Genomic DNA, 10808 nt, shown 5'->3' on the forward strand with positions numbered 1-10808 from the left:
GTCAGGATGCCTCGAGCTGCTTGACGCGCGGCAGGATGTCGTCGCGCAGCAGTTGCGGCGTCAGCGGGCCGGTGTGCTTGTAGCGGATGACGCCAGTCTTGTCGACGATGAAGGTTTCCGGCGTGCCATAGACACCGAAATCGATGGCCACGCGGCCATCGCGATCATGTGCAGACAGCAGGTAGGGGTCACCGTGTTCGGCCAGCCACTTCATGCCGGCATCGCGCTCGTCCTTGTAGTGCAGGCCGACCATCGGTACCAGTCCGGTTTTCGCCAGCTCGACCAGCAGCGGATGCTCCTGCCGACAGGACACGCACCAGGACGCCCACACGTTCACCAGCCACACCTTGCCCTTCATGTCAGCCGGCGAGAAGGTCTTGTCGGGCGCCGCCAGCTGGGGGATGGAGAAGGCCGGCACAGCCTTGCCGATCAGCGGACTGGGCACTTCGCGCGGGTTCAGGTAGAGGCCGGCGAACAGGAAACCCGCCAGCACCAGGAAAAGGCCCAGCGGCCAAAGATAGCGTTTCATGCGTGCTGCTCCCGCACCGGCGGCGCCACACCGTCGCGCGCGCCCTGTTTCGCGTCGCGCTGGGCGAGCTTGCGGTAGCGGCGATCGGCAGCGGCGATGATGCCGCCCAGCGCCATGATGAGGGCGCCCACCCAGATCCAGTTCACGAAGGGCTTGTAGAAGATGCGGACGATCCAGGCCTGGCCATCGGGCAGCGGCTCGCCCATCGACACATAGACGTCGCGGGTGAAACCGGAGTCGATGGCCGCTTCGGTCATCGGCATCTGCGACACGCGGTACATGCGCTTTTCCGGATGCATCATCGTCACCGGCTTGCCGTCGCGCGTGACTTCGATGCGGCCGCGGGCGGCGTCGTAGTTCGGGCCCGCGTGCTCGAAGGCGCCGTGGAACTTGAAGGTATAGCCGGCCAGCGTCGCCGTCTGGCCCGGCGCCATCTTGAGGTCGGCGTTCTGTTCGAAGCCCTTGACCAGCGTGATGCCGACGATGCTCACCGCCACCCCGAGGTGGGCCAGCCACATGCCCCACCAGCCGCCGGGCAACGCGCGGGCGCGGGCCATCCAGCTGCCCTCGCCATTGCGACCGCGCAGACGTTCGACCAGATGCTGCACGCTGGTGGCAGCGATCCACACGACGGTGAAGGCGCCCAGCCCCAGCATCGGCGTGTAATGCCCGGTCGCCACCATCATCACCAGCGTGGCGGCGACGCTGACCGCGAAGGCCCAGCGCAGGCGCGCCACCAGCCCAGGCGCCTCGTCCTTCTTCCAGCGCACGAAGGGACCGATGGCCATCAGGAACAGCACCGGCGTCATCAGTGGCACGAACACCGCGTCGAAGTAAGGCGCGCCCACCGAAATCTTGCCCATGCCCAGCGCGTCGAGGAACAGCGGGTACAGCGTACCGAGCAGCACCGCTGACGTCGCCACGGCCAGCAGCACGTTGTTGGCGAGCAGCGAAGTTTCGCGCGACAGCAGTGCGAAGCCGCCACCCAGGCCGACCGACGGCGCGCGGATCGCGAACAGCAGCAGCGAGCCGCCGATCACGAACACCAGCAGCGCAAGGATGAACACACCGCGCTCCGGATCGGTCGCGAAGGCGTGTACCGAGGTCAGCACGCCCGAACGCACGAGGAAGGTGCCGAGCAGCGACAGCGAGAAGGCGGCGATGGCCAGCAGCACGGTCCAGCTCTTGAACGCGCCGCGCTTCTCGGTCACCGCCAGCGAATGTATCAGCGCGGTGCCGACCAGCCAGGGCATGAAGGACGCGTTCTCGACCGGGTCCCAGAACCACCAGCCGCCCCAGCCCAGTTCGTAGTAGGCCCAGTAGCTGCCGAGCGCGATGCCCAGCGTCAGGAACATCCAGGCCACCGTGGTCCACGGGCGCGACCAGCGCGCCCAAGCGGCGTCGAGCCGGCCACCGATCAGCGCCGCAATGGCGAAGGCGAAGGCGACCGAGAAGCCGACGTAGCCCATGTAGAGCATGGGCGGGTGGAAGATCATGCCCGGGTCCTGCAGCAGCGGATTCAGGTCGCGGCCATCGGCGGCCGCCGGCAGCAGGCGGTCGAAGGGGTTGGAACTGGCCAGCATGAAGGCGAGGAAGCCCACGCCGACCCAGCCCAGCACGGCCAGCACGCGCGCCACCATGTCCGGCGGCAGACGGCGCGAAAACACGCTGACGGCCAGCGCCCACAGCGCCAGCATGAAGGTCCACAGCAGCAGCGAACCTTCGTGACTGCCCCAGGCGGCGGCGACGCGGTATTCGAGCGGCAGCGTCGAATTCGAATTGGTAGCGACATTCAGCACCGAAAAGTCGTTCAGCACGAAGGACTGGATCTGACAGTACAGGGCGAAAGCGACGAACACGAACACGCCCTGCGTCAGCGGTCGCGCGACCGCCATCAGCCGCGCGTCGCCGCGCTGCGCGCCGACCAGCGGAATGATGCCGACCAGCACCGACAGCGCCAGCGCGATCGACAGCGAAAAATTGCCCAGTTCGGGAAACATGATGGCTCCTGCCCGTGAAACGTGGTGCTCCGGCCCGAGGCGCCGAAGCGGAGTGGATGCGGCTTACTGAACGACCGTGCTCTGCGCCTTCTTTGCCTGTTCCAGCGCGTGCGCGGCCTCGGGCGGCATGTAGTTCTCGTCGTGCTTGGCCAGCACCTCGCTGGCGGCGAACACGCCGTCCTCGCCGAGCTTGCCCTGCGCGACCACGCCCTTGCCTTCTTTGAACAGGTCCGGCAGCGCGCCCTTGTAGGTGACGGTAATGGTGTTGGCGGTATCGGTGACGACGAAGCGGACCGACGTGCCGTCGGCACCGCGCTCCAGACTGCCATCCTGCACCATGCCGCCGATGCGGAAGGTGCGGCCCTGCGGCGCTTCCTTCGCGGCGACCTGGGTCGGGCTGAAGAAGAACACCATGTTGTCGCTGAAGGTGTTCAGCACCAGCGTGACCGCGCCGACCAGCAGCGCGACGCCGGCGGCGACCAGCGCGAAACGTTTGTGGCGGGGTTTCATGCGCGGCCCCGCTTGTCGGCGTCGATGCGCTCCAGCGCAACATCGCGCCGGGCCTGTGCGCGGGCCTTCTTCATGCGGCGCGACAGCGCGAACAGCTCGGCTGCAATGACCGCGGCGGTCACGCCGTAGGAACCCCAGACGAAGAAGCCGTAGCCGCCCATCGCCCAGAAATGGCTGGCGCTTTCCCAGTTCATGTCTTGCTGTCTCCGTTGCTGGCGAGCTGGCGCACCCAGTCGGTGTTCCGCTCGCGTTCAATCATGATGGCGCGCACGCGCACCAATGCCGCGCCTATCGTGTAGGCCCAGGCGGCCAGCGCCATCACCAGCATGCCGGTCAGCATGGTGGTGGCCATGGTCGGTGCCGCCGTCAGGCTTACAGACGCGCCCTGATGCAGCGTGTTCCACCACTTCACCGAAAAATAGATGATGGGCACGTTCACCGCGCCGACGATGGCGATCAGAGCACCAGCCCGATCGGCCCGGCGCGGGTCGTCGATGGCTGCCTGCAGGGCCATGTAGCCGCAGTAGAGGAAGAACAGGATCAGTTCGGACGTGAGCCGCGCGTCCCACACCCAGTAGGTACCCCAGGTCGGCTTGCCCCACAGCGCGCCGGTCCACAGCGCGACGAAGGCCCACATCGCGCCGGTCGGCGCGAGTGCGGTCGACATCATGAAGGACAGACGCGTGTTGAACACCAGCCCGACCGCACACCAGAAGGCCATCGCCAGATAGACCACCATGGACATCCAGGCCGCCGGCACGTGGATGAAGATGATGCGGTAGCTGTCGCCCTGCGTCGCGTCGGTCGGCGCGACGAAGAAGCCGATGTAGAGGCCGGCCAGCGTCAGCACGATGGCGGCAATCCAGCTCGGCCACAGCAGCTTGCCGGCGAGCGGGAAGAAGGTCTGCGGGCTGGCGTAGTGGAAGAAGCTGAAGCCGGACGACGGCGCGCGCGCGGCGGAAGACTGTGATTGGGACATCAACGAAGCGGCTAGCCCAGGTTCTGATTACTCGGTGTGCGCAGATATAACGCGCGTGTCTCGGCGGGGGCCGACGGCAAAACCGCAAGTTTAACCGAGTGCGGTTTGGCCCCCTATCAATCTTGGGCGATGCGCAACGCCGCCGCGCTCGCCAGCGGTGCCACCGCCAGTGCCACCAGCAGGCAGGCACCGAGCAAGGCCAGGTGCGGCGCGATGCCCAGGCCGGCGCGCCAGGCGTCGATCGCCCCCGCACCGAAGATGAGCACCGGCACGTACAGCGGCAGCACCAGCAGCGCGATCAGCGCGCCACCGCCGCGCAGGCCCAGCGTCAGCGACGCGCCGACGGCGCCGAGCAGTGACAGCGTCGGCGTGCCGATCAGCAGCGTCGCGCAGACGATGAGCGTCTCGTCCGGCGTCAGGCTGAACTGCAGCGCGATCAGCGGCGCGATCAGCACCAGCGGCAATCCGGTCAGCAACCAGTAGGCGCACACCTTGGCCAGCACGATCACTGCCAGCGGCTCCACGGACAGCAGCATCTGCTCAAGGGTTCCGTCCGCCTCATCCGCTTCGAACAGCCGGCTGACCGACAGCAGCGTGGCAAGCAGTGCGGCGACCCACATGACGCCGGCCGCGATCTGCGCCAGCTGGTCAGGTTCCGGCCCGACGCCGAGCGGAAACAGGCTGGTCACCAGCAGGAAGAAGCCGAGCGCGGTCAGCACGTCGGAACGGCGGCGCCAGGCCAGCAGCAGGTCGCGACGCAGCACGGCGGCGAACACGCTCAGCATGAGTAGTCGTCCAGATTGAGCAGCGCGCGGCGCGGCACGTCGATATCCACCGGCTGGTGCGTGGTGTAGATGACGGCGCCGCCGCGACGGATGTGCGCGGCCATCGCCTCAGCGAGCTGCGCCACCGCGCGCACGTCAAGTGCAGTGAACGGCTCGTCCAGTATCCACAGCCGGGCGCGTGTGCCGCACAGCAGGCGGGCCAGCGCGACGCGACGGCGCTGCCCCTGCGACAGGCTGCGCGCCGGCACGTCGAGGCGTGCGCCGAGGCCGATGTCGACCAGCGCGCGCAGCGCCGTCTCCTCTTCCATGGCCTCACCGGCGATGGCCGCGCTGGCCCGCAGGTTCTCCAGCGGCGTGAAATCGTCCTTCACCGCGTTGCGGTGACCGAGATAGAGCAGGCCGGCGCGCCAGTCGTCCTTCACCTTACGCGCCGGCTGGCCGCACCAGCGCAGCTCGCCGGATTCGGCTTCCGACAGCCCGCACAGGATGCGCAGCAGACTGGTCTTGCCGCTGCCGTTGGCGCCGGCCACGTGCAGCAACTCACCCTCGCCCACCGCCAGATCCAGCCCGGCGAACAGGCGTGCCGAGCCGCGCGTGCAGGCCAGTGCGTGCGTAGAAATCAGCGGAACAGCGGGATCGGCCATGCGGGAGGCGGGGTGCGGGGCGTTGAAAGGCGGCGAATTATCGCCGAATCCGCCAGGCGGCGTGCGGCGCAAAGAAAAACGGCTCGCGATTGCTCGCGAGCCGCCAAAAGAACCGGTGCTGTCCGCTAGGTCGACCGGCCTCCCCATTGCAAGCCTCGCCACAGCAACGACCCGAGGAGCCTTCAAAATCGTCACTGCGAGACTGGCACAGATTTCCTAGCAGGCGCTGTGCCACCTCTAGCGAAAAACGCAAAGCATTGATTTATTTATGCTTTACAACCCACCCCTCGTATGGACCGCCAGCACTCGTTGCAACTTGCAGCGCGTGCACGCTCGCCCCTGCGACCGCCCGCCGAAAGTCCACATGAAACAGGCGCTTGCGCGCATGTGGTCGCTGTTGAAATTCGCAACGCGACGTTGCAGCATGCAATTCATGAAACTGCTGCCCCGTTCCCTGCACGGCAAGATCCTGCTCGGCTACATCGTGCTCGGCGCGCTGTTCGTGCTGCTGGTGTTCGCCGCGCTGGAACAGGTGCGCCTGCTGCTGTCGCGCGTTGACGACGAACACCACGTCACGCGCATGCACGACGTGGTGCGCGAAGCGCGGCGGCTGGAAAAGAACTACCTGCTGTTCCGCAAGCCGTCCGAACTCAAGTCGGCGGTCGGCAAGGCGGAAGAGGCGCTCACGCTGATCGCGCGCGACCGCGCGTTGATGCAGCGCGCTGCGCCCGGTTTCTCGCTGGAGGACCTGGAACAGTCGCTGCACGACTGGCGCGACCTGCTCGACGACCGGCTGCAGCGCCGCATCCGCCCGACCGATCCGATCTCACCGCTTGAAGAGCGCATGACCGAGGTCGGCAAGCAGGCGTTCGAAGAAAGCGAGCGCCTGTCCGACCAGGCGCGCGAGGCGATGCGGCGCGCGCTGTCCGGCCAGGAATCGCAGCTGTACACGATCATGATCGCCGCCGTCGCGCTGGTGCTGGTGATAGGCCAGCTGGTGACGCGGCGCGTCGTGGCACCGCTGCGCGAGGTCGAAAGCGATCTGGCGCGCATCGGCACCGGCAATCTCGCGCGCCTGACGCCGCGCGACCGCGACGACGAGATCGCCGCGCTGGTCGCCGCCTTCAACCGCGCGCTCGGCGACCTCGAGGAGCGCCAGCTCGCGGTACTGCGCACGGCACGGCTGGCCTCGCTCGGCACCATGCTGTCCGGCGTCGCGCACGAGCTGAACAATCCGCTTTCCAACATTTCGCTGAACGCGCAGCTGCTGCTGGAAGAGCGCGACGTGTGCGACCCGGCGCAGATCAATGGCTTCGTCGAGCAGATCGACGACCAGGTGCAACGCGCGCAACGCATCGTGCGCACCCTGCTCGACTTCGCGCGCGACAGCCGCTTCGCGCTGGTGCGCCAGCCGCTGCGGCCGTTGGTCGAGGAAACCGTCGCACTGCTGCGCGCCGAGCGGCCCGACGCCGCCGACGCCGTGACGCTGCAGATCGCGCCCGAGCTGCACATCCACGCCGACGGCCAGCGCATTCAGCAGGCGCTGCTGAACCTGATCCGCAACGCGCTCGAAGCCTGCGTCGAGGCAGGCATTGCGCCACACATCACGGTGCGCGGCAGCGCGCGTGACGGCGGCACCGAAATTTCGGTGTGCGACAACGGCCCCGGCATCGAACCACGCAACCTGCCGCGCGTGTTCGACCCCTTCTTCACCACGAAACCGGTCGGCAAGGGCTCGGGGCTCGGGCTTTTCGTGGTGCATGAAATCGCCGCCGAACACGGCGGCAAAGCAGGCATACACAACGAACCGGACGGCGGGACCTGCGTCACGCTCTGGATACCGGCGGAGGAGAAAGCATGAGTACTGCACATGTCCTGCTGGTCGACGACGAAGCGGTTGCGCGCGAGGGCCTGGCCACCGCGCTGCGCCGCGACGGCCTCGACGTCACCACCGCCGACAACGGCGACGCCGCGCTGGCGCTGCTGCGCCAGAACGATTACGAGGTGCTGCTGACGGACGTCAAGATGCCCGGCATGGACGGGCTGGAACTGCTGCGTCGCGCGCGAGAGGCCTGGCCCGCGATGGAGGTGCTGGTGGTGACCGGCTTCGCCACCACCGAATCGGCGGTCGAGGCGATGCGCACCGGCGCCTTCTATTACGTATCCAAGCCCTTCCGCCTCGGCGAAGTGCGCAAGCTGGTGCGCGAGGCGGCCGACAAGGCGCAGCTGCGCGCCGAGAACCAGCGCCTGCGCCAGCTGGTCGAGCACGCCGCCGACGAACGCATCATCACGCGCGACGAAGGCATGCGCGCCATCCTCGACATCGCGCGCGGTGTGGCGCCCACTGACTGCAATGTGCTCATCGTCGGCGAAACCGGCACCGGCAAGGAACTGCTCGCGCGCCACGTGCATGCGCACAGCCGCCGTGCCAGCGGGCCCTTCGTCGCGATCAACTGCGGCGCGCTGAACGAGGAACTGCTGGCCAACGAACTGTTTGGCCACGAGAAAGGCGCCTACACCGGCGCCCAGCAGTCGCGCGGCGGTCTGGTCGAGGCGGCCCAGGGCGGCACGCTGTTTCTCGACGAAGTGACCGAAATGTCGGCGGCGATGCAGGTGAAGCTGCTGCGTCTTCTGCAGGAGCGCGAATACCTGCGCGTCGGCGGTACCGAGCCGGTGCGCGCCGACGTCCGCTTCCTCGCCGCCACCAACCGCGAACCGCGCGCCGCGGTCGAGGCTGGCCAGTTCCGGCAGGACATCTACTTCCGCCTCAACGTCGTGACGCTGCAGTTGCCGCCGCTGCGCGACCGGCGCGACGACATTCCGCTGCTGGCCCAGCAGTTCGTGCGCCGCGCAGCACAGGCCATGGGCAAGAAAGTCACCGCCATCGCGCCGCCGGCAATGCAGAAGCTGTGCGCCTACGATTACCCGGGCAATGTGCGCGAGCTGGAGAACATCATCGAGCGCGGCGTCGCGCTGGCCGGCGGCACCATGCTGGCCGAGGAGGACCTGCCGCCCGGCCTCGGCACCCCGGCCGGCCACGCCGCCGGTCGCGGCGGCAACGAGGTGCGCACATTGGAGGCGGTCGAGCGCAACCACATCCTCGACGTATTGGCCGGTGTCGGCGGCAACCGCGCGCTGGCCGCCCGCCTGCTCGGCATCGACCGCGTGTCGCTGTGGCGCAAGCTGCGCCGCTACGAAGAACAGGGCCTGATCGAAGCGGACGAGGCCGACGGCGCACTGCGCGTGCGCGACGTACCGGCCTGAGCGCACCACAACGGGGCACGGCACCGGCACCAGCCGGTCGCGCCCCGCGCAAACCCGCGCCACGCGGTGCTGTCCGCGCGGCGAACCGCGTGGCACGCTTGATGCAAGGCTGCGGCACCCCTGTGCCGACGCAACGACGTGTTCGCCAACCTTCACCACCTGTCGCACCACGCCGCCTGGCGCCATCAGCTCGAAATGCTGCTCGAGTCGGCTGGCGAAGGCATCTATGGCGTGGACCAGAACGGCCGCTGCATCTTCATCAACCGCGCCGGCGCCGAGCTGATCGGCTTCGAGCCGGACGAGGTGCTCGGCCGCAACATGCACTACCTGATCCACCACGCGCATTCCGACGGTCGCAACTACGACGTCCATGAGTGCCCGATCTTCCGCGCCTTCCAGGAAGGCCAGGGCGTGCGCATCGAATCCGAGGTGCTGTGGCGACGCGACGGCAGCGCCTTCCCGGCCGAATACACCAGCTACCCGATACGCGACGCCGGCCAGATCGTCGGTGCCGTCGTCACCTTCGCCGACATCACCGAACGCAAGCGCGCCGAGGCGGTGCTGCGTGCCAACCAGGTTGAACTGGAGCGCCGCGTGTCCGAGCGCACCGCCGCGCTGCAGGACGCCAACGCGCGACTGCAGCAGTCGCACAGCGCATTGCAACGGCTGTCCGCGCACCTGCAGCAGGTGCGCGAAGACGAGCGCACGCACATCGCGCGCGAGGTACACGACGAACTGGGCGCCTCGCTGACCGCGCTGCAGTTCGACTTGAACTGGCTGCGCCCGCGCCTCGCGCACGACGATGCGCTGGAGAACAAGCTCGACGACATGATGTCGGTCACCCAGCAGGCGCTGGGCGCGGTGCGGCGGATACTGACCGACCTGCGCCCCGGCGTTCTCGACCACCTCGGCCTGTGGGCCGCGATCGAATGGCAGTTGCAGGAAATGCAGTCGCGCCGCGGCCTGCGCTGCACGCTGACGCTGAACGACGCTGAGCCCGAACGACGCCTCGGCCGCAGCGCCGAAATCGCCGTCTATCGCATCGTTCAGGAAGTGCTCACCAACGTCGCCCGGCACGCCGAGGCGAGCGAGGTGAATGTCGAGGTGACCGGCCAGGCCAGCGCGATCGAACTGTGCATCCGCGACAACGGCCGCGGCATGCAAGTGCCGGCGCAACCGACCTCCTTCGGCCTGCTCGGCATGTACGAACGCGCCCGCGCACTCGGCGGCGAACTGCGCATCGACAGCACGCCGGGCGCCGGCACCACCGTGCACCTGCGGGTACCGGAGTCGACGCGATGAAGCCGGTGCGCGTGATCATCGTCGACGACCACCTGATGCTGCGCCGGGGCATCGCGCAGATCCTCGGCGAGAACCCGGCCATCTCCGTGGTCGGCGAAGCGGCAGGCGGGCCCGATCTGATGCGCCTGCTGCGCGGCGACGGCGCCGACGTCGTGCTGCTCGACATCGCACTGAACGACCGCGACGGCTTCGACGTGCTGAAGCAGTTGCGCGCCGAGTTTCCGAAGGTCGCCGTGCTGATGCTGTCGACCTACCCGGAATCGCAGTTCGGCGTGCGCGCACTGAAGAGTGGCGCCGCCGGCTACCTGAACAAGGGCTGCTCGCCGGACCAGCTGTTCGACGCCATCGCCCGCGTCGCCGCCGGCCATCTGTTCGTCACCCCGGAACTGGCCGAACGCCTCGCCTTCGGCGTGCGCGCCGACACGCCGGCCAGTCCACTCGACAGTCTGTCCAATCGGGAAATGCAGGTGCTCAAGCTGCTCGCCAGCGGTCAGACGGTCGGTGATATCGCACGGGAACTGTCGCTGTCGGCGAATACCATCAGCACATACCGGGCGCGGCTGTTCGAAAAACTCGACATCAAGAACCCGGTCGAACTGGTGAGCTTCGCCGCGCGGCATCAGCTGGTGGCGCTGTAGGACCGGTCGTCTGACCGCGACCGCAGCGAAGGTCAAGGAGTCGGCGCGCGATCACAGGCTCCGTCGCGGTCAGAAGACCGCTCCTTGTATTGTCTTTACCTCCCGAGGGGCACCTCGGGACGAGCAGGTGGATGCCGCACCCCTCCTTGGGCTTATC

The 10808-nt window shown here is 67.8% G+C and carries 11 protein-coding genes; 4 read left to right on the plus strand and 7 right to left on the minus strand.

Annotated features, from left to right (window positions below):
• Position 1: 1 nt before the first annotated feature.
• The 7 genes from WJU27_RS07485 to ccmA form a co-directional block, all read right to left on the minus strand.
• Positions 2 to 529, minus strand: coding sequence for a DsbE family thiol:disulfide interchange protein (locus WJU27_RS07485; protein ID WP_020164244.1), 528 nt, complete (start codon positions 527 to 529; stop codon positions 2 to 4).
• Positions 526 to 2529: a heme lyase CcmF/NrfE family subunit gene (locus WJU27_RS07490; RefSeq protein WP_341421658.1), complete on the minus strand. Its 2004-nt coding sequence runs from the start codon at positions 2527 to 2529 to the stop codon at positions 526 to 528. The genes WJU27_RS07485 and WJU27_RS07490 overlap by 4 nt, the downstream gene beginning before the upstream one ends.
• Before the next feature lie 63 nt (positions 2530 to 2592).
• Entirely contained in the window at positions 2593 to 3039 is a 447-nt protein-coding gene (gene ccmE / locus WJU27_RS07495; RefSeq protein ID WP_020164242.1) for a cytochrome c maturation protein CcmE, read from the minus strand.
• Complete coding sequence (gene ccmD, locus WJU27_RS07500; RefSeq protein ID WP_020164241.1) at positions 3036 to 3233, minus strand: heme exporter protein CcmD; 198 nt, start codon at positions 3231 to 3233, stop codon at positions 3036 to 3038. Before ccmD ends, ccmE begins: the two co-directional genes overlap by 4 nt.
• Positions 3230 to 4018: a heme ABC transporter permease CcmC gene (gene ccmC / locus WJU27_RS07505; protein WP_020164240.1), complete on the minus strand. Its 789-nt coding sequence runs from the start codon at positions 4016 to 4018 to the stop codon at positions 3230 to 3232. Before ccmC ends, ccmD begins: the two co-directional genes overlap by 4 nt.
• A 116-nt stretch (positions 4019 to 4134) precedes the next feature.
• Positions 4135 to 4803: a heme exporter protein CcmB gene (ccmB, locus tag WJU27_RS07510; RefSeq protein ID WP_020164239.1), complete on the minus strand. Its 669-nt coding sequence runs from the start codon at positions 4801 to 4803 to the stop codon at positions 4135 to 4137.
• Positions 4797 to 5447, minus strand: coding sequence for a cytochrome c biogenesis heme-transporting ATPase CcmA (ccmA, locus tag WJU27_RS07515; RefSeq protein WP_020164238.1), 651 nt, complete (start codon positions 5445 to 5447; stop codon positions 4797 to 4799). Before ccmA ends, ccmB begins: the two co-directional genes overlap by 7 nt.
• 433 nt (positions 5448 to 5880) lie before the next feature.
• Between ccmA and WJU27_RS07520 the strand changes: the two genes are divergently transcribed.
• From WJU27_RS07520 to WJU27_RS07535, 4 genes are all read left to right on the plus strand, one after another.
• Positions 5881 to 7308: a sensor histidine kinase gene (locus WJU27_RS07520; RefSeq protein ID WP_029143627.1), complete on the plus strand. Its 1428-nt coding sequence runs from the start codon at positions 5881 to 5883 to the stop codon at positions 7306 to 7308.
• Positions 7305 to 8711: a sigma-54-dependent transcriptional regulator gene (locus WJU27_RS07525; RefSeq protein WP_020164236.1), complete on the plus strand. Its 1407-nt coding sequence runs from the start codon at positions 7305 to 7307 to the stop codon at positions 8709 to 8711. The genes WJU27_RS07520 and WJU27_RS07525 overlap by 4 nt, the downstream gene beginning before the upstream one ends.
• A 138-nt stretch (positions 8712 to 8849) precedes the next feature.
• Positions 8850 to 10013 carry a sensor histidine kinase gene (locus tag WJU27_RS07530; protein WP_020164235.1) on the plus strand — a complete coding sequence of 388 codons (1164 nt, stop codon included), beginning with the start codon at positions 8850 to 8852 and terminating at the stop codon, positions 10011 to 10013.
• Complete coding sequence (locus tag WJU27_RS07535) at positions 10010 to 10651, plus strand: response regulator (RefSeq protein WP_296810580.1); 642 nt, start codon at positions 10010 to 10012, stop codon at positions 10649 to 10651. The genes WJU27_RS07530 and WJU27_RS07535 overlap by 4 nt, the downstream gene beginning before the upstream one ends.
• Positions 10652 to 10808 lie beyond the last annotated feature (157 nt).

This window comes from Methyloversatilis sp. NSM2 (assembly GCF_038066675.1).
In the GTDB taxonomy this organism is placed as follows: Bacteria; Pseudomonadota; Gammaproteobacteria; order Burkholderiales; family Rhodocyclaceae; genus Methyloversatilis; species Methyloversatilis discipulorum_A.